This window comes from Candidatus Poriferisodalis sp. (assembly GCF_965198245.1).
GTDB lineage: Bacteria > Actinomycetota > Acidimicrobiia > Acidimicrobiales > Poriferisodalaceae > Poriferisodalis.
In genome coordinates this window covers 2,002,933-2,025,779 of the sequence record NZ_OZ240249.1, presented here as the reverse complement: position 1 = coordinate 2,025,779, position 22,847 = coordinate 2,002,933, and the positions used below count along the sequence as shown (strand labels likewise).

The 22,847-nt window shown below is 63.7% G+C and carries 23 protein-coding genes; 19 read left to right on the top strand and 4 right to left on the bottom strand.

What is annotated here, in order from left to right; translation table 11 throughout:
* The first annotated feature begins 3 nt into the window (after window positions 1-3).
* From ACOCMM_RS09305 to ACOCMM_RS09260, 10 genes are all read left to right on the top strand, one after another.
* Window positions 4-1,434, top strand: a complete 1,431-nt coding sequence (locus ACOCMM_RS09305; protein ID WP_419552881.1) for a nucleotide kinase domain-containing protein — start codon at window positions 4-6, stop codon at window positions 1,432-1,434.
* Window positions 1,431-2,732, top strand: coding sequence for a holo-ACP synthase (gene acpS / locus ACOCMM_RS09300; protein ID WP_419552880.1), 1,302 nt, complete (start codon window positions 1,431-1,433; stop codon window positions 2,730-2,732). Before ACOCMM_RS09305 ends, acpS begins: the two co-directional genes overlap by 4 nt.
* Entirely contained in the window at window positions 2,729-3,118 is a 390-nt protein-coding gene (locus ACOCMM_RS09295) for a helix-turn-helix domain-containing protein (protein ID WP_419552879.1), read from the top strand. Before acpS ends, ACOCMM_RS09295 begins: the two co-directional genes overlap by 4 nt.
* Complete coding sequence (locus ACOCMM_RS09290; protein WP_419552878.1) at window positions 3,115-4,125, top strand: ImmA/IrrE family metallo-endopeptidase; 1,011 nt, start codon at window positions 3,115-3,117, stop codon at window positions 4,123-4,125. Before ACOCMM_RS09295 ends, ACOCMM_RS09290 begins: the two co-directional genes overlap by 4 nt.
* A gap of 599 nt (window positions 4,126-4,724) precedes the next feature.
* Window positions 4,725-5,069, top strand: coding sequence for a hypothetical protein (locus tag ACOCMM_RS09285; RefSeq protein ID WP_419552877.1), 345 nt, complete (start codon window positions 4,725-4,727; stop codon window positions 5,067-5,069).
* A 78-nt stretch (window positions 5,070-5,147) separates the two neighbouring features.
* The gene (locus tag ACOCMM_RS09280; RefSeq protein ID WP_419552876.1) at window positions 5,148-5,849 is read left to right on the top strand and encodes a dCTP deaminase; all 702 of its coding nucleotides are present in this window, start codon (window positions 5,148-5,150) and stop codon (window positions 5,847-5,849) included.
* Between the two features lie 238 nt (window positions 5,850-6,087).
* Window positions 6,088-6,627: a helix-turn-helix transcriptional regulator gene (locus ACOCMM_RS09275; RefSeq protein ID WP_419552875.1), complete on the top strand. Its 540-nt coding sequence runs from the start codon at window positions 6,088-6,090 to the stop codon at window positions 6,625-6,627.
* Window positions 6,628-6,896: 269 nt separating this feature from the next.
* Window positions 6,897-7,667: a TIGR03084 family metal-binding protein gene (locus tag ACOCMM_RS09270; RefSeq protein ID WP_419552874.1), complete on the top strand. Its 771-nt coding sequence runs from the start codon at window positions 6,897-6,899 to the stop codon at window positions 7,665-7,667.
* Window positions 7,668-7,676: 9 nt separating this feature from the next.
* Window positions 7,677-8,039: a hypothetical protein gene (locus ACOCMM_RS09265; RefSeq protein ID WP_419552873.1), complete on the top strand. Its 363-nt coding sequence runs from the start codon at window positions 7,677-7,679 to the stop codon at window positions 8,037-8,039.
* 18 nt (window positions 8,040-8,057) lie between these two features.
* Window positions 8,058-8,843, top strand: coding sequence for a hypothetical protein (locus tag ACOCMM_RS09260; RefSeq protein ID WP_419552872.1), 786 nt, complete (start codon window positions 8,058-8,060; stop codon window positions 8,841-8,843).
* A 19-nt stretch (window positions 8,844-8,862) separates the two neighbouring features.
* On the opposite strand, the gene ACOCMM_RS09255 is transcribed toward ACOCMM_RS09260, so the two are convergent.
* From ACOCMM_RS09255 to ACOCMM_RS09240, 4 genes are read right to left on the bottom strand one after another with little or no spacing between them, the layout of a single operon-like run.
* Window positions 8,863-10,026 carry an enolase C-terminal domain-like protein gene (locus ACOCMM_RS09255; protein WP_419552871.1) on the bottom strand — a complete coding sequence of 388 codons (1,164 nt, stop codon included), beginning with the start codon at window positions 10,024-10,026 and terminating at the stop codon, window positions 8,863-8,865.
* Entirely contained in the window at window positions 10,023-10,814 is a 792-nt protein-coding gene (gene udp, locus ACOCMM_RS09250) for a uridine phosphorylase (protein WP_419552870.1), read from the bottom strand. Before udp ends, ACOCMM_RS09255 begins: the two co-directional genes overlap by 4 nt.
* Before the next feature lie 42 nt (window positions 10,815-10,856).
* Window positions 10,857-11,174 (bottom strand): type II toxin-antitoxin system PemK/MazF family toxin, encoded by a 318-nt coding sequence (locus ACOCMM_RS09245; protein ID WP_419552869.1) that lies wholly within the window; start codon window positions 11,172-11,174, stop codon window positions 10,857-10,859.
* A complete protein-coding gene (locus ACOCMM_RS09240; RefSeq protein WP_419552868.1) occupies window positions 11,168-11,398 on the bottom strand; it encodes a hypothetical protein in 231 nt (76 codons plus the stop codon). Before ACOCMM_RS09240 ends, ACOCMM_RS09245 begins: the two co-directional genes overlap by 7 nt.
* Before the next feature lie 176 nt (window positions 11,399-11,574).
* Between ACOCMM_RS09240 and ACOCMM_RS09235 the strand changes: the two genes are divergently transcribed.
* The 9 genes from ACOCMM_RS09235 to ACOCMM_RS09195 all read left to right on the top strand — a co-directional run bounded on the left by ACOCMM_RS09235 (window position 11,575) and on the right by ACOCMM_RS09195 (window position 22,797).
* Window positions 11,575-13,188 carry a flavin-containing monooxygenase gene (locus ACOCMM_RS09235; RefSeq protein WP_419552867.1) on the top strand — a complete coding sequence of 538 codons (1,614 nt, stop codon included), beginning with the start codon at window positions 11,575-11,577 and terminating at the stop codon, window positions 13,186-13,188.
* Between the two features lie 311 nt (window positions 13,189-13,499).
* A complete protein-coding gene (locus ACOCMM_RS09230) occupies window positions 13,500-14,633 on the top strand; it encodes an aromatic ring-hydroxylating oxygenase subunit alpha (protein WP_419552866.1) in 1,134 nt (377 codons plus the stop codon).
* The gene (locus ACOCMM_RS09225; protein WP_419552865.1) at window positions 14,630-15,658 is read left to right on the top strand and encodes a hypothetical protein; all 1,029 of its coding nucleotides are present in this window, start codon (window positions 14,630-14,632) and stop codon (window positions 15,656-15,658) included. Before ACOCMM_RS09230 ends, ACOCMM_RS09225 begins: the two co-directional genes overlap by 4 nt.
* Before the next feature lie 6 nt (window positions 15,659-15,664).
* Window positions 15,665-16,522, top strand: a complete 858-nt coding sequence (locus tag ACOCMM_RS09220; protein ID WP_419552864.1) for an FAD binding domain-containing protein — start codon at window positions 15,665-15,667, stop codon at window positions 16,520-16,522.
* Complete coding sequence (locus ACOCMM_RS09215; RefSeq protein WP_419552863.1) at window positions 16,519-17,007, top strand: (2Fe-2S)-binding protein; 489 nt, start codon at window positions 16,519-16,521, stop codon at window positions 17,005-17,007. The genes ACOCMM_RS09220 and ACOCMM_RS09215 overlap by 4 nt, the downstream gene beginning before the upstream one ends.
* Entirely contained in the window at window positions 17,004-19,367 is a 2,364-nt protein-coding gene (locus tag ACOCMM_RS09210) for a xanthine dehydrogenase family protein molybdopterin-binding subunit (protein ID WP_419552862.1), read from the top strand. The genes ACOCMM_RS09215 and ACOCMM_RS09210 overlap by 4 nt, the downstream gene beginning before the upstream one ends.
* Before the next feature lie 218 nt (window positions 19,368-19,585).
* Window positions 19,586-20,737: a tyrosine-type recombinase/integrase gene (locus tag ACOCMM_RS09205; protein ID WP_419552861.1), complete on the top strand. Its 1,152-nt coding sequence runs from the start codon at window positions 19,586-19,588 to the stop codon at window positions 20,735-20,737.
* Window positions 20,738-21,120: 383 nt separating this feature from the next.
* Window positions 21,121-21,522, top strand: coding sequence for a DUF5343 domain-containing protein (locus tag ACOCMM_RS09200; RefSeq protein WP_419552860.1), 402 nt, complete (start codon window positions 21,121-21,123; stop codon window positions 21,520-21,522).
* 81 nt (window positions 21,523-21,603) lie between these two features.
* The gene (locus tag ACOCMM_RS09195; protein WP_419552859.1) at window positions 21,604-22,797 is read left to right on the top strand and encodes an ISL3 family transposase; all 1,194 of its coding nucleotides are present in this window, start codon (window positions 21,604-21,606) and stop codon (window positions 22,795-22,797) included.
* Window positions 22,798-22,847: the final 50 nt, after the last annotated feature.

Here is a 22,847-nt window from a genome sequence, read left to right as displayed (position 1 = left end):
ACGATGCTCAACGTGATTGGGCGCCCCTACATCGACTCGCTCGTGAGCCACGTCCCTGAACGGGCACGTCTCGTTCTCGGCGGATGCCGGATGGTTGTCACCAAGGTCTTCTGGAGCTACTGGTACCTCGCGGCCGAACGCCAAGCGATGTTCATGAAGAGGACCGCCGGGGAACCCGCACCGTGGACCACAGATCCGATTCTCGACTCGTACCGGTTCACCAACGCGTACCGAGCGTCCGACCGAGTGAGTCAGTCCCTGCTACAAGATGTCATCTATTCCGGCAGCTACGACTGTCGCGACACGATACTGCGCGTGCTCCTGTTCAAGATCTTCAACCGGGCCGAGACCTGGCAGTGCCTCGTAGACGACGTTGGCCAGCCCTCGGCCGCCACATTCGACCGAGCCACCTACACAGCGGTCCTGGATCGGCAGTTCGAGTCCGACAATCGCCTCTATTCAGGGGCGTACATCATGCCCGCCCCTCAGCTCGGCTACGAGCGGAAGCACGCCAACCACATAGCTCTCCTCGAGCAAGTCCTCGGTGATGGAACGATCGAAGCGATAACCCGTGCGTCGTCACTGCATGAGCTGTACAGGGAGCTGCTGACGATTCCCTCGTTCGGCTCGTTTCTCGCGTACCAGTACGCGGTCGATCTGAACTACAGCCGCCACTTTGAGTTCGACGAGATGGAGTTCGTCGTCGCAGGCCCCGGCGCGCTGAGGGGCATCGAGAAGTGCTTCGCCGACACCCGTGGGCTTGATCCCGCAGACGTCATCCGCGCAATGGCCGACTCAGCGGAGGTGTACCTCGCCGACAGCCCTGTCGAGTTCAGCGATCTGTGGGGCCGGCCGCTGCAGCTCATCGACTGCCAGAACCTGTTCTGCGAAGTCGACAAGTACGCACGCGTCGCCCACCCGGATATCGGCGTCGGCGGGCCGTATCGCATCAAGCAAACCTTCCGGCCAGACGAACGCCCTCTGCGTCTCGGCTATCCGCCCAAGTGGGGCCTTCCGTGGTCTGCTGAAGAGCCGGTCGAGTTCGGATCGGGTGCGGAGAACCGTAAAATACTGTCGTATTTTCCGACAAACAGGTGCTATGGTGTCGCGATGCCCGACATCACAGAAGCGGCCACGCTGCCCTCAACCAAGACACCCACTAGCGAACACCTCGACATGATTCGAGAGCTCATCCTGAGCGAGCTATCGCGGCTGCGGATCGATCGCAACAGCATCGAGTCAGCGATGGGATCTGGCTCCGACACCCGAATTCCATCCCGCAAGGCGATGGTTGTCATAGCCCGCGTTTGCAAGAGCCTCGGGGTCGGCAATGTCGTCAAGAAGGCCGACCTCACGCCCGATCAGGTGACGAACGTCGCAAACCTGATTGATCTCCTGGCCCGCAGGACCCAATCGAAGATGGCACAAGCGTGATCTGGATCAACCGACGAACACTCTCGGAGGCCTGGATCGACACCTTCGGCGCAGTGCTCGACGCAGGCGGCTCGGCGGTCAACGCGATCACCCGCTGGAACGCCGATGATGAGATCCCGGCTGTAGGGAATGTCCTCGACGACTTCATCACCAGCCGACCAGAATCTTCAAAACCGTGGCCACGTTGGCCAGTCGAAACGGTAGCCAACACCATCTTTGCCGCCGAGCTCTACGAAGAAGAACTGGGCATTCGCGCCCTCGAAGAGTTCAGCGACCTGTATCTCGAAGGCTTCGAGATCGCCAGAAGGGCTTCACCCTCCGGCGAGTACTGCCACCGCATGGTCGCCTGGCCCAGTCCCGACGGAGCGCCCTTCAACCAGCTTGTCGAAGTCGCCTCGAAGCTTCGCCGTTACGCCGATCCCGACCACTCGTACCACTACAGCAGCGACTACGAGATCGCACTCGAAGACCCAGTGCTCGGCCTTCGTACCCAGCTGCCAGGCAGCAATCGGGATCCCTACGGATTTCCGTGCCTCAGCCACATCTCGCTGACAGTGCAAGAGGGAACGGTCCACATCACTGCCCTCTACCGCAACCAGCACCTCATCAAGAAGGCGTACGGGAACTACCTCGGGCTTGCCCGATTGGGCCGCGCCCTGTGCCACCACTCCGGACTTGAGTTCGGCACTGTGACCGTGGTCGCAACTCATGCCGACGCAGAAGTCCATGCGGCCAAAGGGTTCGGCCTGAACGAGTTGCGCAAGCTTCGACATCATGCCGTCGCCGCTCTCCCCACATTCTCGCCATGTCGACGAACGCTGACAGCGTCTCGGCTTGCGGCCGCTACTGCTGCAGCGGCGGGCAGAACCATCGACCCGACAGCGACGGCAGTGGGCGTGGACGCTGTCAGCATCGCTGATTTTGAAGCTGATGTCCTTGGAGACCGTTTCGTGCTAGAGACGATCTTCGCCGAGAGCGAACTCGCTGACTGCGACGATGACTACGAACGACTCGCGGCACGGTTCGCGGCAAAGGAGGCAGTGCTCAAAGCCATCGGAACAGGCATCCGCGGGCTGGACATGCTCGACGTCGTCATCCACACAGCAGATGACGGTCAGCCGACAACCCGGTTGAGCGAAGCTGCCGCAGATCTCGCCGCCAGGTCAGGCTTGTGCAATTTCGAGTGCAGCCTCACCCACGAAGAAGGCTTTGCCATCGCCGTTGCGACTGCAAGCAGATCTGCGGGTCGCGACGCCCGACTGGACGCTGCAACTGCCGCTACTGGGATGTCGACATGAAGGCGTCGTCCCAGAATCCCGTGTTCTCTGAACCCGAAGCACTCGGCAGACGTCTGAAGGAAGCGCGAGAGGCAATCGGTCTCCCTCAAGCGGTAGTCGCAGACCACTTGAGCATTCCTCGCGCATCGGTCTCTGACATGGAGACCGGACGTCGGAGGGTCACATTCTTCGAACTCAAGCAACTCACGGCGCTCTACCGGAGGCCTTTCTCCTATTTTTCCGGGGATGATGAGGACGCTGCTGTCGATGCGACGGCACAGGCCCTCTACCGCACGACCTCGGAACTCTCTGAGGATGACCGGCAACAGGTCTTGCGCTTTGCGCAATTCCTACGTGAAGCAGGCCGTGCCCGCCCTCCGGAACGTGGCGGCCCGGAGGCAGGATGAATCGGCGAAGCCTCGAACGCGAGGCCGTCCTCGCTGCGGAATACGTACTCGCCGAATCCGACATCACGCCCGGCGATCGCGTTCCTGTATTCGACCTGATCGAAAACCGCGGGATTTGGCTGAGCTTCGAGCCGGAGCTTGACCGTCTGCTCGGCGTCTACCAGCGCATCGGAGATGTCACCGGCATCGCCATCAACACTGCCCGGCCCGTTGCCTTGCAACGGTTCACCGCAGCACACGAGCTCGGCCATCACGAGTTGGGACACGGGTCACACCTCGACGCCGAAGCCACCATCACGGAATCGGCGCACGATCCAAAGGAAATTCAGGCACAGACCTTCGCTGCGAGCCTGCTGATGTCCGAACTCGCCATCGAGACCCGGCTCGAGCACCGTGGCCACGACCCTGACCGTCCCAACCTGAGTGCGATCGACGTCTACCTCATTGCCGCAGAACTCGGCGTCAGCTACCAAGCCGCAGTCACACAGCTGCGGGTACTGCACAAGATCTCGTTTGCCCAGGCACGAGAATTCGCCAAGGAGTCACCGCTCCGACTGAAGCAGGTGCTGTTAGGAGGCCGCCGCCCGGACAATCCTCGCGCCTCGGTGGTGCAACTCACGTTCGCCGACAACCGACGCGAAATCGTGCTCGATGTGGACGACGAAATTGACGTTGCGCTGCCTGAGATGCCCGCGTCAGGCTGCGAGTGGACCCTTCCCTCTGCAATTGGCGAATCGTTCGTCCTCACCAATGACCGAAGCGAGACGACCGATGGCGGCACGGGCGAGATGCTGTTCGGCAGGGCGCGGGCCCGTCACGTAACGCTCAGGGCACACACGGCGGGACGCACGCGCCTCGACTTCCGTCCTGTGCAGCCGGCGAGTGAATCTCAGGACGCTGCCCCCCTTACGATCTACGCCGTCACGCGAACCGCCCCTGTATCCGAAGAGGGGCGAGGCATATCGGTCAATCAGCATGACCAACTCTTGGAACGAGCCAGTGCCTAAGGGGGCTGCGTGGAACGTGCTCGATCCGATGCAGAATCGTCGCGAGGCGCACTCATCGGTGCCCGCCGGCATGACTGTCAGGCGGCCGCTAGGCACGTTCTAGAGGTGCTCGCGATTGTGTAATCCTCTAGTTCCTCCGACCTTCCCAAGAGGCTTCGATCGTGGCCGCACGAGTCAGGGACCGAGATGCTCCCCGCACCGCATTCTTTGGCTGGACGTATGGACCTGGTGGAGCTCGGCGAGCGCCGTCTGGCGTCGAGCGGCTTCAGGCTCGGACTTCTGAATCCCGGTCGGACCTCAATGTGCTTGGCGCTAGAGTTACCGGCATGTAATTTCGGAGCGGGTTGAACATGGTCATCGACGACTCCCGAACAACTGATCGAACTGAGCCTCGCGAGGCTGAGCTCACGAACGCGGCTCATGCCTTGGTCCGTTCCGCAGCTGCCTGTGCCGCGTTCTGCGAACACATCGAACACAACGAACCGGCGACGACTCACCAAGTCGTTGCCGCCGCCGACACGATGCGACGCATAGCAGCACAGCTAGCCGACCAATCTGGCCTGTCCCTTCGTCAGCTGTACGAGGACAGGATCCGAGGAGTGGAAGCGTCCAGCCTCCTCGCCCACAGCCCCGGTGCGGGCGGGATGGAAGTCGTAAGAGCCGACGCCCTCGCCGAAGCTCATAGCTGGGACGAAGTCCAGATCGCGCAGGTGGAGCATGACCGTCGATTCCACCCTGACGTGTTTGGGCTCTCGAAGGTCGACCAGTTGCGGCACTACACATTCCACGTAACGAAACTGGCGGGCCTGCTCATCGATGCAGTCGACGGGGGCGCCTGGGACTCGTTCCGCGACGAGCGGCTTGCGGACGTAGCCGTGTTCGGAGTCAAGCTCGCGACCGTGTGCAACGAACGCCTTCCGTCTGTAGAAGTCGACCTGACCTAGCGAACTGCGCTTTCCACTCGGCAGTTGGCTGAGAGGGCGCTCTCGCTTCGACCCCAGACAGTATTCGGAGGAACGCACATGACCGGCTTCTGGTCGTCAGAGACGATGCGGGCGCGCTTCGTTAGCGAGCGGTTGATAACGCCATTCGATCCGAAGCGCATCGAGAACTGCGCATATGCGCTGTGCATGGGCCCGCAAGCGCTCCTCACGGGCGAAGACAAGATTCGCTATGAGCTCAGCGAGGGCGAGGAGTTCATAATCCCACCTGGTCAATTCGCACAGCTGCTGACCGAAGAAGTTGTACGCGTCCCAGCCGACGCTCTCGGGCTGATCTCCATGAAGTCAAAGATCAAGACCTTGGGTCTGGTGAACGTGTCCGGTTTCCACGTCGACCCTGGATTCAAGGGACGGCTCCGTTTCTCCGTCTACAACGCGGGCCCGACGCCAGTTCGCATCTCACGCGGCACACGTACCTTCTTGATTTGGTTTGCAGCCCTAGATACGCCCACGCAAGACCTATACAACGGCGAAGGAGGTCGGCCTGCCTTCACTGACGAAGACGCCATGGCGATGCAAGGAGATGTCGCGACGCCACAAGCGTTGGTCAAGCGGGTGGTTGCTCTCGAAAAAACGATCGGCGTGTGGAACAAGTTCTTGTGGGTATTGGTTGCGGCCGTCGTCGCAGGTCTCATCTCGATCTTCGGACCGCGAATTCTCGATGCGTGGACCTCCGACGGTGATGTGGACCCGCCAGAAGCGCCTTCGGAACAGCAGCCCTAGGCGGATTGACGCGGCTGCTGCGGTTCAGAACTGCAGCAGGCTGCATGACTGATTCTCTGAGTCGCGTGCTTTGGCAATATCGAACGTCGGCCGCGTGGACGGTACCACGTCTCCATGACGCAGCACGAATGGCAACCGAAACGAACTTCCAAGGAGTTAACGGTGCAAACTGCTGTCGGTTTGCAGGTATGTGCTCCCCTTGGCACCACGTTCCCGAACGAGACGTCGACGCGTGACCATGACCACACACACTTTCACTCTGATCATCGACGGCCCCGACCTCCAAGCAGACGCACTCATCGATGACGTGTTCGAGGCCGGCTGCGATGATGCCCTGATCGGCCGAGCTGACGGCATCCAGTTCGCCGACTTCGACCGCGACGCCGACACCTTCCAAGACGCCGTGCTGACCGCCGTCGCGGAGCTCGAGTCCATCAGGAGCGTCACCGTGATGCGCCTCGCCAATGCCGGATTGGTGTCCATGGCCGACATCGCAGCCCGCACCGGACGAACCCGCGAGAGCGTGCGACTCCTCATCACCGGCAAGCGGGGACCCGGCGGGTTCCCACCGCCCGTCACCGATCCCCGAAGCCGCTACCGGCTCTGGCGCAGCGACGAAGTCGCAGCCTGGCTCCGAGAAAATCTCAACGTGCTCCTCAGCGACACCGCCGGAGACCACGTCCGAGCGGCCATCAGCGCCACCCTCGAACTCCGCCACCACCGGACCCACCTCAACGACGCAGAACGCTCGGACCTTCGAACTCTCGTCGACAGCTAGCTGAGCTCCTATGTCAATGGTGTGGTGTTCAGGTGGGTCCAGATGCGGTCTGATATGCGTCGTTTGAGCGCTCGGATGGCTTCTCGTTTTGTCTTGCCGCGGGTGAGGCAGCGTTCGTAGTAGCGGCGGCGGTCGCTGTGGGGTCGGGCGATCGCCAGCGCGTCAATGGGATCGTGGTGTGCGCCGAGGCCGTTCCATCGGCCGGAGACCCTTACGGCCGTCGACGCTGACCGGGAACTTCGCTGGGAACGCCGCTCTAGCATTCGATCGTGGATCAGATTTGCGACGATCTCGAAGCTGAAACTGGGGCTCTGACCGCCGTCGTCGGCCACTTGAGCGAAGAACAATGGCGTTCACCTACTGTCGCCGCGGGCTGGGACAGCCACGAGACTGTCCTGCATCTCGGCGCCGGCGATTGGCTCGCGCATCTCACGCTGACCGATCCGACGTCATTTGCCATCGCTCATGGCCGACTGTCGAGAGGTGAAGCATCGGTCAACTCGTTGGTCGGCCCAGAAGTGGGGTCTCTTTCGGGAGCTGATCTGTGGCGGTGGTTCCTCGATGTGCGTGCCGTCATGATCAACGCACTGCGCAGGCGGGATGCTCGGGATCGCATTGCCTGGGTCGGCCCTGAGATCGGAGCACGGTCGATGGCGACGGGTCGACTGGTGGAGACGTGGACGCATTCCCACGATCTGGCGGACACTCTCGGCGTCGAGTATCCCCAGACTGACCGGTTGCGCAACATTGCACACCTTGGCGTCATCACCCGCGACTTCAGTTACGTCAATCGAGGATTGACACCGCCGGTCGATCCGGTTCGAGTTGAGCTCACCGGCCCAAGGGGAGACATCTGGGCCTGGGGACCCGAAGATGCTGCAGACCGAGTAACTGCCACCGCCTATGAATTCTGCCTGGTCCTGACACGGCGTCGACCGCTGTCGGATTCTGCAGTCCACGCGCGGGGCCGCCTCGCCATCGAATGGATGGAGATCGCCCAACCCTGGTTCGAACCGCCACGGATCAGCGATATGGCCTAGAGCATGAACGTGAGCGAAGAAACCCCCAGTGAGCTTCAGGCCGCTTCGGAGGCCGCTCTTGAGTGGATCAACGCAACGCAAGAGTCGCAATACGAGATCACCGGAATAGTCGACGCCGAGGACACCGTGGCACAAGCACGAGAAGGGTCCTTCGAACTGGGCTTGGTGCTGTGCGACGGCGACGTCTGTGCCCGTGAGCAGGTGGTGGTCGAACGATCCGCCGAGGGCTTTCGAGTGTCGGCCGCCGACGTTGGCGATCCGCTGATCCCGCCCCTGCTCGACCCGCCGATCGGGGTACGCACCGGGTGGCTCAACGCCCAACTCGACAAGCACAAGTTTGTCGTCCTGGTGTTCTACCGCGGCCTGTGGTGACCTCCATGCCGCCGCGAGTTGCGCGGCTTTGGAAAGTCGGGAGTCGTCGAGGAGATCCGCGCTGCGGGCGGCGAGATCTTCGCCGTCACCAGCGAACCCCAGAGTCTCGCGAGCGAAGCACAGGACATATGGGAACTGGAATACCAAGCCGTAGGCGACCCGCACCACGAGATCCTCGGAGACTGCCGTGAGACTGACCGGTTCGACCTCTACATCGGCGACACCGCAGTATTGGAGCGACACTGGTCCTCGCACCCGAACGGCATCTTCCAGGCCGGGATTCTGGCCCTCACCGAGGACCAGCGAGTGCTGTACCGGTGGCACTGTCGCCCAACTCATCAGAATCGTGGTGGCGCCTCCGGTCGAGTCACTGCGTCGCATGTGTGGTCTCGCATCCGAGACGGACTAGCCAGCGACACCGACGCCGCATGGGATACCGATCCCCCACTCGACGCCCCAGAGGCCTTCTGGCCGTACTTCGTCGCTCAGCTGTTTGCCCATGGATGGTTCATCAAGCCGAAGCGGTTCCCACTCGGCCGACCCGACGACAAGCCGTCTGCGCGCGTGTCCGCGATGAAACCACGACTCATTGGATTCGCCGCGGCGTGGGCCATCTGCTTCCTGCTCCTGCCAGCTCGCCGAGTCCTCCTCGCTCTGGCCGGCTACGCCGTGGCAATCACGCCGGCCGTCCGCCGAGTGAATCACGGTTTCCAGCACATTCCCGCCGGCAGCACGCCCGAGCCAGGCGGGCGAAGCCTCGGCACCGAGCCCCCGAAGCCCCACCCTCGACAGCCGAGTCGCTGAGACGGTAGGGCGAATCGAGTTACTCGAACGTGCGCCTGGCCGTTTCCCAAGCATTGATCTTGTCCCAGTCGTACTCCACTCCCAGCCCCGGGCCAGTGGGCACCGCGACGCATCCATCAGCATCCACATCGTCGAGGCCATCGCCATAACCGTCTGCGTAGATCGGCGGTTGCAGGCAGTTTTGCGATGTGTCGGGATTGACCAAGCCGAGTTCGTAGAAAAGCGTGTTGGGTATGGCGGACATGCAGTGTCGGTGCATCGGGCCGGCCGTGTGGAGCTGTACCTCCATGCCGATGGCGTCGCAGAAGTGGGCCAGTCTCATCGTGCCGGTGATGCCGCCGTCCAACTCGGGATCGATGTGCATGATGTCGGTGCCACGAGCCAACACGAAGTCGGCCTTTTGCTCGAATCCTCGGATGTGCTCGGCAATGAGCATCGGTGTGCGGACGAAGTCTCGTAGGCGCTTGTGAGCGGCGGCGCTCGAAGAGGCATCGCGGTACGGGTCTTCGTACCAGAGGAATCCCAAGTCATCGCAAGCCCGACCGACTTCTACGGCATCCATGAATGACCCCAAGGACGACGCGGGGTCTGTCATCAACTTCATCGTGGACCCGACGCGATCGCGAACCGCTGTCATGATGCCGATCTCGTTGTCCACGTCGCCGTCGAAGAAGCCGTGAATCTTGAACGCCGGGAAACCGCGTTGCTGGCATTCCTCCGCGAAGTCTGCGTACTTCTCGATGCTGTCTAGGCCGCCGGGCGTCTTTTGGCCCGGTGTCGTGCTCGCATACGTCGGCAGCCGTTCCCGGTACCCGCCCAACAACTGGCTGATGGAGGCGGCGTACTTCTTGCCCGCGAGGTCCCACAGGGCTGTGTCCAATGCTGCGATACCGACCTTGTCGTAGTGCCGGAACTGCAGTTTGAGGAGCTCGAATATCCGTTCGCGCTGCTCTGGGTCCCTACCGATCAGGAGTGGCGCCATATCGCTGACCTGCGCCAGTGCGTGTTCGGTTGCGCCGAAGTGAGGTGCGTAGCTTCCCGTGTGACCGTCGTCGGTCTCGATCGACACCATGAACTTCGAGACGCTCAGCTCTGCCCCAGGCGAGTAGGTCACGATCGACGGACCGACGTCGGGGAGTTGATACGTGTAGGCCTGAACGACGATGCGGCTGATCTTGCTCACGGTGCACCTCGATGAGATTTCTGTTGAAGCAGGCGCCGGGCCGCCTCGACGACCACCCCGACCGCCCGTTCCTCGGTGGCAGCAATGCGATTCTCGTCGACGACAGCCTCGGATTCGGTGCGCTGAGCGATCACCCCGGCGACGCACCCGGCCCGCCAGCCGTTGGCCGCACACATCGTGAACAGGGTGGCCGACTCCATCTCGTAGTTGAGTACGCCGATGCGACGCCACTCCGCCAAGCTGCCCCGCAGCCACCCGACGACATCGCCAGCCACGGTGTCGTAGCGCTCCTGGCCGGGGTAGAAGGTGTCGCTCGACGCCGTGATCCCGACCTGATGGGGAGCGTCGAGGGCAACCGCTGCATCGACCAAGGCCCGGGTGCACTCGAACGACGAGGCGGCCGGGTACTCCAGCGGCGCGAAGTGCCGGCTCGCCCCGTCGAGGCGCACCGCTGCCTGGGTGATGACCAGGTGACCGATCCGCAGATCAGGCTGGATCGACCCGGTGGTGCCGACCCGCAGGAATGTCCGCACGCCGAGCTGGGCCAGCTCCTCGACCGCGACCGAGGTCGACGGCCCGCCGACACCGGTCGAGCAGACCACCACCGGCTGGCCGTCGACCGACGCCCGATAGCTCGTGAACTCCCGGTTCGAAGCCAAGTGGACCGGCTCGGCCATCGTCTCGGCGATCCTCGCCACCCGGGCCAGGTCGCCCGGCACGATGGCGAGCGAGGCCCCGCCCAGATCGGCGGCACTCACACCCAGGTGCATCACTCGCTCTTCACTCATCGCCCGACCCTATTTCTCAGCCGTCGACTGGGTGGCCGACGATCACAGATCCAGGACGGCTCGCAGTCCGTCATCAATGGCATCGACCAGGGTCCGGGGCAGTCGGCCCGCACGCTCCCCCAGCCATGAGCGATCGACCAGCTCCAATCCGAGCGGCACCGCTACGGAGTCGGCGGGCAGGCCGGTCACCGCAGCGTCGAGCAGGACATTGCCGGCGAGACCAGCCCGATCGAGATTCGATGTCAGCGGCACGACATGGGTTTGCCACACGTCGACATCGAGAACATCGTCAGACGACACAACCACACACGGTCGCCGCTTGTCGAGATCGATCCAGTACACCCCGCCACGCACTACCACGGCGCAGATCGCTCCATCCGCTCGCCAACCGCCAGGGCGTCCCCGGCGGTCAGTCCCTCGGGAGCGGCTAGCGCCGCATCCGCCACGAGCTGATCGGCGAACGACATGGTCGACTGGGCTGCATAGCGCCGGAGCTGATCGGTCACCCACCTCGAGAACGGCACGTGCAGGCTCTCGATGATCGGCACGACGTCTTCAGGCACACTGATCGTCTTGTTTGGCACGTACGTATTATACGTACATATCACGGCGTACGCTCGGCGAGAGGTCATCGTCTGCGGCTTGTCGGCGTGGCCGCCATCGAAGTCGCCACCCGTCCAGGAACAGATCGAATGTGCTCGGCGAGCACCCGTTGATCTGGCGCCGCCATACTGCCGGGCAGGCGATCGAAGGGACAGCCGTGAGCGATTCTCGCCAGAGCGAAGTAGTGGTGCTGGGTGCCGGGGTGTCAGGCATCTACCAGATCAAGCGCCTGGTGGACCTCGGAATCGACGCCGTGGTCCTCGAAGCCGAGGGCGATCTCGGCGGCACTTGGTACCGCAACCGCTACCCGGGCTGCCGGTTCGACTCCGAGAGCTACACCTACGGCTACTCGTTCTCCAAAGAACTGCTGGACGAATGGCACTGGAAGGAGCGCTTCAGCTCCCAGCCCGAGAACCTGCGCTACCTGAACTACGTGGCCGACAAGTTCGACTTGCGTCGCCACATGCGCTTCGGCAAGCGGGTCGAACGCATGGCGTGGGACGAGAGCGAGCGCAGCTGGCACCTCTCGCTCGCCGACGGCGACACCCACAACGCTCGCTTCGTGGTCACCAGCCTCGGTCCGCTGTCGGCACCGACCCTGCCCGCCTACCCCGGCATGGACGAGTTCGAAGGCCCGTCATTTCACACGTTCTTCTGGCCCAACGAACCCGTGGAGCTCGCCGGGCAGCGCGTCGGCGTCATCGGCACCGGGGCCACCGGCATTCAGGTGATCGGCGAGATCGCAGACAAGGTCAGCGAGCTCAAGGTGTTCCAGCGCCGGCCCAACTGGAGCACGCCGCTGAACAACTCCCCCATCTCCGAAGCAGAGATGGACGCAATCCGCGATCGCTACGACGAGATCTTCGCCAACTGCGCTGCCTCGCCCCAAGGCTTCGAGCACGTACCTCGCTGGGGATTCTGGGACATGACCGCCGACGAGCGCCGCGAGCTGTGGGATGAGCTGTACACCCGGTCTGGTTTCGCCATCCTGGCGGGCAACTTCGCTGAGATCTTCGTGGACGAGGCCGCGAACCGGGAGATGTCGGAGTACATCGCCGAGCGGATCCGCCAGCGAGTCCACGACCCTGCCGTGGCGGAGAAGCTCATCCCCACCGACCACGGCTTCGGTCTGCAGCGGCTGCCGCTGGAAACCGACTACTTCGAGGCCTACAACAACCCCAACGTCGAGTTGGTGGACCTCTCGGAGACACCCATCGAGCGCCTGACCGCAACTGGCATCCAAACCACCGACCGCCAATACGACCTGGACCTGATCGTCTACGCCACCGGCTTCGACGCCATCACCGGGGCATTCGACCGGGTGGACATCCGCGGCGTCAACGGCACCACACTCGGCGAGAAATGGCGTAACGGCCCCAGCACCTACTGCGGCCTGCTGTCGCACGGCTTCCCCAACATGGCGATGGTGGCCGGACCCCAGAGCGTGTCGGGCTCCACCAACTTCCCACGGGCCATCGAGGGCGGCGTCGACTGGGTGACGGGATTGCTCGAATACGTGCGCGAGCACGGATACAGCCGGGTGGAGGCGCAGCCCGAGGCCGAGCAGGAATGGGTGGACGAGGTGATGCGGTTCCACGAACGGCTGCTGTTCCGGCGCAGCAAGGGCTGGTTCACCGGCTACAACTCCAATGTCGCCGGTCACGAGGAAGGCAACGTCCGCTATCAGGCCTACTTCGGCGGGGCCACCCGCTACACCGCCAAGGTCACCGAGCTTGCTGCGAACGGCTACCCCGGCCTCACCATGGCCTGACACGTCCCGACAGGTGCGCGTTGCCGATCCCATACCTGCGCCCAGCTGCTCAGCTCGTGCGCCGACCGCGCGCTCGCCACAGAGGATTCCTCTCCTACCCAGTAGCGGTGTGAACTGCCTCGCACTTCCTCGGGTCACCTGAGCAACCGAGCCAGGGGCTTACGCTCGCTTCGCAGCGCGACGACCGACTGCCCGCAGGGCCCGGACGGTGGGAGCGGCACTCGCCATCACGGTCAAGCTGATGCCCTACTAAGTTTCCGATAGCGGCGTGAATTCCGCATTGCGGAACCGTGGGGAATGGGGGGGACGCGATGTCAGATTCGTCCGAGATAGATCCGGCAGGGACCAAGGTCGCGTTGGACCAGGCGACCCATGCGCCGGGCGCGATCTATGCCAGCCCGGAGATCTTCCGTCGCGAGGTGGCCGAGTATTTCAAACGCGAGTGGCTCTACGTAGGACGGGTCGAGGAGCTGGCCGATCCGGGTGACTACATGGCGCTGCGCCTGGTCGGCGAGCCCGTACTGCTCTCGCGCGATCGCGACGGTCAGCTACACGCCAACTACAACATGTGCGTCCACCGAGGTGTCGAGGTTGCGTACGGATCGGGCAATCTCAAGGCATTCAGCTGCCCGTACCACGGCTGGGTATACGGCCTTGACGGCCAGCTGAAGGGCGCCGCCTACATGGCGGAGACCAAGGGTTTCGACGTCGCCGATTGCGCCCTGACACCACTGCGGCTCGACGTCTGGCGGGGCAACATCTTCATCAACTTCGATCACGATGCCGGACCGCTGGCTGATGCGATGGCCGGGATCGACGAGGAGTTCTCTTTCCTCGGGTGGGAGAAATGCCGCCTGGGTAACAAGCTCGAAATCGACCTCGCGTGCAACTGGAAGTTCATACACGAGAACTTGATGGACTTCTACCACGTCGGGGTGCTGCACGCGGACAGCTTCGGCGCCAACTTCAAGTTCGAGCCCGACCACGTGAACGTCAAACCCGACGGCGGTCTTTCGATCTTCTACGATGCCGGCCCTCCCACGCCGGGGGCCGAGCCACTGCTCGGCAAGATGCCGTGGCTTACCGACAGGCCGCACAGTTTCGCCTGTACTGCGTTCACTTCGCCCAACCTGACGTTTTTCGGCCGCATCGATTGCATTCGGCCGATGATCGCGTGGCCGATCGACGAGGGCCGCACCCGGGTGGTCATCTACCACCTGTTTCCCGAGGAATTCTTCGACAGGCCGGACTTCGCTGAGACGCTGAAGATCTACCACGACTTTCAGATCCTGGTACTCGAAGAAGACCGAATCATGATCGAGTCGATGCAACAGGCGATGAGTTCACCCGCCTACCGGCCGGGGCGTATGAGCACCCTGGAGAAGGGCGTTCACAACTTCCTCAACGGCTATCTGGACCGCGTGATCGGTGGAGCGACCCCATGACAGCCACTGTTGCCGGCGCAGCGGACGTGCTGATGCGCGACTACATGGCATTGGAGCCGAACGAGACCGTCCTGATCACCGCCGACACCGACAGCGACGAGGTGGTGTGGCAGGCGGTGCTCCAAGCATCACTGCTCGCCGGTGCCAATGCATCGGTCCTGTTGATCCCGCCGCTTCCGTATCAAGGCCGCCTTGCCGACCCGTACCTCACTCCGGCGGTTTCGGCCGCAGCGCTGGCTGCAGATGTGTGGATTGATTTCACGTTCCCCTACCTCGCTGGCTCGGAGCTTCACGATCAGGCGATGGAGGGCGAACACATCCGCTATCTGCTGGGTGCCGACCTGAACGCCGGGGGCCTGTTGAGGCTGTTTGGGCAGGTCGATCTAGACCGCTACTTCGCGGTACACCATGCCTTCGACGCGCTGGTGAACGAAGCGGTCGGCAAGACCGTGCGCATCACGGACAACGCTGGCACCGACGTGAGCTTCATTCTCGGTCAGCGTGGATTCTCCAAGCCGCGACGAGCTGACAAGCCAGGGACGGTCTTGGTGCCTGGGCAATGCACGTTGTTCCCCGATGTCGAAACGGTCAAGGGGCGCATCGAGGTCGGCGCCATCTTCCACGAGTACTACACATCGCTCGCTGCACCCATGACCCTCGAGATCGATGGCCGCATTCGGGCCATTGCGGGCGGAGGCAATGAGCGATTTGTCGCCGACCGAGCGCTGCGGCGGGCAGGTTCGGACGGCGACTACGGGTATGTCATTCACTTCACCCACGGCATCCATCCCACGGCCCGCGTCACCGGCGACTCGTTCATCGAGGACACACGCGCCCAGGGCAACAACGCCATCGGCATGGGCATGCCGTGGTGGGACCCCGGTGGTGGTGAGAACCACCCTGACGCTGTCTTGTTCTTGCACACGATCGACATCGATGGTCGACGTGTCGTCGAAGACGGTGCGATCGTGGGCCCTGAGTCGTTGGTGGCTCTCGCAGCCGAGCTGCGGCCCGTCGTCGGCTGAGTCTCCATGAAACCCGCACCGTTCTCGTTTGTTGCTCCCGAGTCGCTCGAAGCGGTAGTCCGAGCCCTGGCCGAGCACGGCGATGACGCCCGGATCCTTGCAGGCGGCCAGAGCCTGGTTCCGCTCATGAATCTCCGGCTGGCCCGACCCGAGGTGCTCGTGTCGATCAACCGCTGTCACGAGCTTGACTACATCGCTGTCTCGAACGATCGCCTCGTCGTCGGTGCGCTCGTGCGCCAGATCGACGCCGAGACCGACCCGCTGGTCGAAGCCGAGTGCCCGCTGTTGGCCAAGGCGCTCCCCCACGTCGGGCTGCCCGCCACGCGCAACCGTGGCACCGTCTGCGGCAGTCTGGCCCACTGCGACCCGCTAGCCGAGTTGCCGGCCGTTGCGCTCGCGTTGGAGGCCGATCTGGTGCTCACGAGTGCCGCCGGCGAACGTCGGGTTCCGGCCCACGACTTCCTCGTAGCTGACATGACCACCAGCATCGAGACAGGTGAGGTCGTTTCGGCGGTCACGTTCAAACGCCAGGATCCAAGCGAGCGAAGCGCCGTGGCTGAAGTCTCGAACGGGGGCCACGTGTTCCCGGTGGGCGGGGTGGCACTGCGGTGGGCCAGCGTGGACGGCGTCTGCACGATGGCACGCATCGCGGCGTTCGGCGTTGGGTCGGTGGCCCAGCGTTTGATCGACGCCGAGGGCGCGCTGGTCGGCTCCGACCTCGGCCCAGCGGCCATCGCAGCCGCCGTTGCGGCGGCCCGCAACGCAGTCAATCCGACCGGCGACATCCACGCGGACGCCGACTACCGGCGACACCTCGTCGGCGTCCTGCTTGAACGCGGCCTGCTGGAAGGCGAGGGTCCATGACAGACGAAGTCCAGGTGAGGGTCACCGTCAACGGGCGTAGCCACCAATCCCGAGTGGAGCCTCGGCGGCTGCTTGCCGACTTCCTGCGACACGATCTCGGCCTGACAGGCACCCATATCGGCTGTGAGCAAGGGGTGTGCGGTGCGTGCACGGTGTTGCTCGACGGCCGCACCGCCCGCAGCTGCCTGCACTTCGCTGTGGCGGTTGACGGTTCGGACATCCGCACCGTGGAAGACCTCGCAGGCCTCGATGAGCTCCATCCGATCCAAGAGATGTTCCATCAGAAGCATGCCCTCCAGTGCGGTTTCTGCACACCGGGATTCCTCCTCACGGCGGTCGAGCTGCTGGAAAGCAACGCCGACCCCGACGAGGCCACCATCCGGGAGGCACTGATGAACAACGTCTGTCGCTGCACCGGCTACGCCAACATCGTCGATGCGGTAGCTGAGGCCGCGGTGGAGCTGCGAGGGGGGCATCGAGCATGAGCAGCGACCCCCAAGGCGCTGTTGGCCAAAGCGTCTTGCGTCGAGAGGACGACTACCTCCTACGAGGCCAGGGCCGCTTCGTCGACGATCTGCCCGCGCCGCTCAACACCCTGCACCTTGCCTTCGTGCTCAGCCCCTACGCCCACGCCCGGATCTTGTCGATCGACGTGAGCGAGGCGCTTGCGCTCGATGGCGTGGTCGACGTCCTCACCGGCCCCGATCTGGCAGCCATGGTGAAGCCGATCGCTGCTCAGATCGAGCTGCCCGGCTACCACCTCAACACCCGCGACGTGCTGGCTGTCGACGAAGTGCGGTTTGCGGGCGAGGCGGTGGCCGTGGTCGTGGCCGAGAGCCAGTACATCGCCGAAGACGGCATCGAGCTGGTCCAAGTCGACTACGAGCCGCTTCCTGTGGTCACCGAGATCGGCGAAGCGACCGATCCCGCCGCCCCGCAGGTCAATCCAACAGTGCCGGGCAACGTCTACTACGAGGGTCGATTCACAACCGATGGCGTGGCCGCTGGTTTCGAAGCGGCGGCCCATGTCATCTCCGAAAACTTCCACTCGAACCGTGTGACCGCTGTTCCGATTGAACCCCGAGGGTGTCTTGCTGTGCCCGAGCAGGCGGGCAACCTTGTCTTCTACTCCTCGACCCAGATACACCATCTGCTGCGGACTGCCCTGGCCGAGTTCCTCGACGTTTCAGAGTCAACCCTGCGGGTCGTGGTCCCCGACGTCGGCGGCGGATTCGGCATCAAGGCGGCCCTCTACCCCGAAGAGTTCGTCTGCGCCGCGCTCGCCCTGCGTCTGCGCCGGCCCACCAAGTGGATTCAGGACCGGTACGGAGCCCTGCTCACCGATGTGCACGCCCGTGACAACCACTACCGGGTGCAGGCCGCAATCGATGACGAAGGCATCGTCCTCGCGCTGAAGGCCGAGATTCGAACCAACGGCGGCGCCTACTCAGCGCTGCCCTTCGGCTGCACCCTGGAGACCACTGGCGGCGCCCGCATGATCGTCGGGCCGTACCGCATCACCGAGTACTCCTACACGGCCACCGCCGTCGCAACCCACACCGCGCCTGTTCTCGCCTACCGGGGCGTGGCCCAACCGGTCTGCTTCATGGCGATCGAGGGCATCATGGACCGGATCGCCCGCCGGCTTGAGCTCGATCCGGCGGAAGTCCGGCTGCGCAACATGGTGCCGACCTCAGAGCTTCCGTGGACCAACGTCGTCGGTGTCCGCTACGACACAGGCAGTTTCATAGAGTCGCTCAACCAAGCGATGGAGATGGCGAAATACGATGAGTTCCGCGCCCGCCAGAGGAAGGGCCGACTCGTCGACGGCAAGTACCGAGGCATCGGCATCTGCACGTTCACCGAGGTGAGCGGGACGGGCGCCCCAGGGTGGCGTGCCCGCGGGCTGACCCGTCTGCCCGGGTTCGACAGCGGGACCGTGAAGGTGGAGCCCACCGGCAAGGTGACGGCCTTCGTGAGCCACGCTCATTCGGGGCAAGGCCACTTCACGACGTTCGCGCAGGTCGTCGCCGACGAGCTCGGGGCCCGATTGGAAGATGTGACCGTTGTCGAGGGCGACACCGCCGCCGGGCCCTATGGCACGAACACCTTCGCCAGCCGCAGCGCAGTCACGGGCGGCGGCGCGCTGATACGGGCGTCGGAGAAGGCCAAGCTGAAGCTGGCGCGGCTCGCCGCGGCCATGCTCGAGTCCACGCCCGAAGACATCGTGGTCACCGACGGCCAGTTGCACGTCGCCGGCGTCCCGAGCCGGGCCCTTTCGTTCCAAGAAGTCGCCGAGACCGCTTACGCGATGAACACATTCGACCTGCCCGTAGGCGAGAGCTTCGGCATCGAGGAGACCGATTTCTACGACCCGCCCCTGGTCACCATGGCCAATGCCACCCACATTGCACAGGTGGCTGTCGATGCCGGAGACGGCACCGTCGACATCGAGGGCTACACCGTCGTGCACGACTGCGGTCGCGTCATCAACCCGATGATCGTCGACGGTCAGGTGATGGGCGGTGTGGCACAAGGCATCGGCGAGGCGCTCATGGAGGAATTCGTGTACGACCCCGACGGCCAGGTCCGCACGGCCACGCTGGCCGACTATCTCCTGCCCAGCTCGGTGGACGTTCCCAGCTTCCAGATCGCCCACATCGAGTCTCCCTCGATCGATGCCGTCGGCGGGTTCAAGGGCGTGGGGGAAGGCGGTGTAATCGGAGCGGTACCCGCGCTCGTCAACGCAGTCGCCGACGCTCTGTTCGATCTCGACGTCAACGTCAACACCAAGCCGCTCCGACCCGCGCTGCTGTCACGCCTCATTCGAGAGTCCGGAGGCTGACCACGCTTCTTCGTGTCGGAGGGGGGACTGTGTTTCCGCAGGTCAGAGGCGGGGTTGAGTCTGAAGTTCCCCCTAGCTCCACCCGAGAGACTTGCCAGGAATTCTCAGAAGTTCCCAAAACTGCAGGTCAAAGAGCATTTCTGGCAAATTGCTTGCTTCGGCAGTTCCCATGCCATAGCGTCAGTTCCCTAGAAAAAGGGAACTGAAAAAGGGAACTCGTGCGACGCTCCAAGCGCCTCACCGCCAAGACAGTCCAACACGCACCGCCTGGCAAGCACGCGGACGGGGACGGACTCACGCTCGTCGTCAAGCCCAGCGGCACCCGATCATGGGTGGTGCGCTTGACCCTCGACGGCAAGCAGCGCGACATCGGGATAGGCGGCTACCCCAGGGTAAGCCTCGCCGATGCCCGACTGCGGGCGGCAGAGATGCGTGCTGACGCCATCGAAGGAAACGATCCGACAGGCTCCGAACGCACCGGCGATGCCCCAACATTCGCGGCCGCTGCCAAGGTCGTCCACGAGATGAACCTGCCTCGGTGGCGCAACAAGCACGCCGCGAATGAATGGCTCGCCAGTCTCGAGCGCTACGCATTCGACCGAATCGGCAACGTTCCACTGCAACACATCCAGCGCAGCGACATCATCGCTGTTCTCTCGCCGATCTGGACCGCAAAGCCGGAGACGGCGCGGCGCGTGCGACAGCGCATCCGCAAGGTCATGCAGTACGGCATGGCACACGGATGGGTGGAGACCAATCCGGCCGGAGAGGCCATTGACGGCGCCCTTCCGTCGATGCCGAAAGTCAAGAACCATCAGCGAGCACTCCCGTACTGCGAGGTACCCGCAGCACTGGACAAGATCACGCAAACCCAAGCGAGCGAGGCATCGCGACTGTGCCTGCGCTTCTTAGTACTCACCGCAGTGCGATCCGGTGAAGCCCGCGGCGCCCGATGGACCGAAATCGACGTCGATAGCGCAACGTGGACGATTCCCGCTGAACGCATGAAGGCCAACGGTGAGCACCGCGTGCCCCTAAACCGCCAAGCCCTCGATGTGCTCGGAAAGGCCAAGTCGCTGGACGAAGGCAGCGGACTCATTTTCCCGAGTCCACTCCGGCAGGGCGTACCACTGAGTTGGCAAGCACTGCTCAAGCTGCTGAGCGCCCATGGAATGGACACGACGGTGCACGGCTTCCGGTCGGCATTCAAGACCTGGTGCATCGAGCAAACCGCAACTCCGTGGGCGGTCGGTGAGGCAGCTCTCGCTCACGTCGTAGGCAACAGTGTCGAAGCTGCCTACGTCCGCTCCGACCTATTCGACCAGCGCCGACAACTCATGCAGGACTGGGCCGACTACGTCGCACGATGACCGGCTAGCTGGTACGACATCGGCCTCGCTTGAGGCACCGAAGCCACCATGAACCGGTTGCACGCCGGCCACGACCACCACGTCATCTCCGAACTTGGCCCCAAGGTGGGACGCAGCTATTCCGTCCACCTTGAATTCGCCACCGTCTGTGAGCGCTCGCACCGTCGCCCCCACCTAGGACATCCGCGTCAGATTCGCCATTGACCGCCGCAACCACTCCACCAACAATCGCACCGTCGAGAACTGCAACCACGTCACCGAGCTGATCCCTCGCTGCCCCTCTGGCCTCGCCTGCTGAGAACCATTGGCCCCTTCGAGCAGGGACCATCCAAGTTCTGTTGTTACAGGGTCCGAATACAGTGGGCGCCTAGGAGGAGCAACTGATGGCAGATGAGATGCCCTACATGGCGTCGGTCAGCAATGTCGACGACATCATTCAGAAGATGCGTGGTGCTGGAACGCCGCCGCGCTTCACCCATGAATTCCTCAGCTCCACTCTGGGGTTCAGAAGTTCGAACGACCGCGGATTCGTCAAGGTCCTTCGCGCGCTCGGGATGCTCACATCGGACGGAACCCCGACGGGACGGTATAACGCGTTCAAGAACCAGCACAGCGGTGGGCGAACCATGGCGGACGCCCTACGCGACGGCTGGTCCCATCTCTATCTCGCCGACCAAGCGGCTCATGAGAAGAGTACCTCGGAGCCCCAGGAGATCTTCAAGACAGTGACGGGCAAGGGTGACGCGGTCGCACGAAAGATGGCCCTTCGTCTTTTGTTGGGATGAGGGTGGGTTGAGGGTCCGTTTGTAGGGGTCGAGGCCCTGCTGGGATCGGTGTTTGGAGACGCCGAACCCTGGAGGGCCTCGATGGCGAGTGATGTTATGTCGGTGCGGCTGTGGCTGCCGCGCATCAAAGTGGAGGGGGTCGTCGTCGACGCGCCGGAGGAGCTGGTGGTGCGGGTGTGCTCGACGGTGCGCCGCCCCGGATGCCCCGATTGCGGGGTCCCGAGCGGGAAGGTTCATGACCGCCGTGACAACAAGATCCGCGACTTGGAGGTGTCGGGGCGGCCGGTGACGCTGGTGTGGGATCGGCGGCGGCTGGTGTGGGTGCCGTGCGGCCGGCGTTTCGTCGAGGACCATCGGGCGTTCGAGGGATCGATTACGGCGCGTCTGGCGCGGCGGCTGGTGGCCGATGCGCGGGCGATGACGGTCAACGCCGCAGCCCGACGTCACGGGCTGAGCTGGAGGCTGGTCAACGCGCTGGTCGTCGCATGGGCGGGCCTGGTCGCCGACCGCCGCCGCCGTCGGCGATGTCGGGTGCTCTTGGTCGATGAGACCTCGATCCGCAAGCGGCACCGCTACGTGACGGTGATCGTCAACGGCGACACCGGCGAGGTGCTCGCCATGGTGCCCCACCGCGATGCCCAGGCGCTGTCGGGGTTTCTGGCCGCGCAAGGGCCCCGATGGTGCAAAGCCGTGAAGGTCGTGGTGTCCGACGGCTCCAAGGCGTACAAGGCCGCGATCGATAAGCGGCTCGGCCGCGCCCGCCATGTGCTGGACCGCTTCCATGTGATCCGCTGGTTCGCGGCGGGGCTCACCGCGGTGCGCCGCGACGTGCAGCGCCGCCCCGAGGGCTCAGTGCCCGCGTTCGACCGCGACGTGTTCAGGTCCAGGTTCTTGCTGATGCGCCGACCCGACAAGCTCGCAGCGGCCGAACAGGCACGCCTCGACGCGTTGTTCGCCGCCCATCCGCGGCTCAACCCAGCCTGGGAAGCGCTCGGCGAGCTGCACAACCTCTATCTCGCCACCGACCCCAAGGGCGCCCTCGAGGCGCTCGACCGGTTCGCTGACATCTACCGCACCGGCAACATCCCCGAGTTCAGCAGCATCGTCGACACGTTCTTGGCGTGGCACAACCAGATACTCGACTGGCACCACGCCGGGCGGCCCAGCAACGGCCGCATCGACCGCACCAACAACCTGCTCCAAGTCCTTCGTCGCCGAGCCCACGGCTTCACCAACTACGCCAACTTCGAAGCCCGCGGACTCCTCCTAACATGAACCCCGCCGAACCCAGCAGCCCGAATCCCAAAAAAAGACGAAGGCTCAGT

Coding starts and splice junctions, on each gene's coding strand:
- ACOCMM_RS09290 (WP_419552878.1), top strand. CDS start 3,115: ATGAATCGGCGAAGCCTCGAACGCGAGGCCGTCCTCGCTGCGGAATAC.
- ACOCMM_RS09195 (WP_419552859.1), top strand. CDS start 21,604: ATGGCGAGTGATGTTATGTCGGTGCGGCTGTGGCTGCCGCGCATCAAA.
- ACOCMM_RS09210 (WP_419552862.1), top strand. CDS start 17,004: ATGAGCAGCGACCCCCAAGGCGCTGTTGGCCAAAGCGTCTTGCGTCGA.
- ACOCMM_RS09280 (WP_419552876.1), top strand. CDS start 5,148: ATGACCGGCTTCTGGTCGTCAGAGACGATGCGGGCGCGCTTCGTTAGC.
- ACOCMM_RS09215 (WP_419552863.1), top strand. CDS start 16,519: ATGACAGACGAAGTCCAGGTGAGGGTCACCGTCAACGGGCGTAGCCAC.
- ACOCMM_RS09275 (WP_419552875.1), top strand. CDS start 6,088: ATGACCACACACACTTTCACTCTGATCATCGACGGCCCCGACCTCCAA.
- udp (WP_419552870.1), bottom strand. CDS start 10,814: ATGAGTGAAGAGCGAGTGATGCACCTGGGTGTGAGTGCCGCCGATCTG.
- ACOCMM_RS09295 (WP_419552879.1), top strand. CDS start 2,729: ATGAAGGCGTCGTCCCAGAATCCCGTGTTCTCTGAACCCGAAGCACTC.
- ACOCMM_RS09230 (WP_419552866.1), top strand. CDS start 13,500: ATGTCAGATTCGTCCGAGATAGATCCGGCAGGGACCAAGGTCGCGTTG.
- ACOCMM_RS09220 (WP_419552864.1), top strand. CDS start 15,665: ATGAAACCCGCACCGTTCTCGTTTGTTGCTCCCGAGTCGCTCGAAGCG.
- ACOCMM_RS09225 (WP_419552865.1), top strand. CDS start 14,630: ATGACAGCCACTGTTGCCGGCGCAGCGGACGTGCTGATGCGCGACTAC.
- ACOCMM_RS09305 (WP_419552881.1), top strand. CDS start 4: ATGCTCAACGTGATTGGGCGCCCCTACATCGACTCGCTCGTGAGCCAC.
- ACOCMM_RS09200 (WP_419552860.1), top strand. CDS start 21,121: ATGGCAGATGAGATGCCCTACATGGCGTCGGTCAGCAATGTCGACGAC.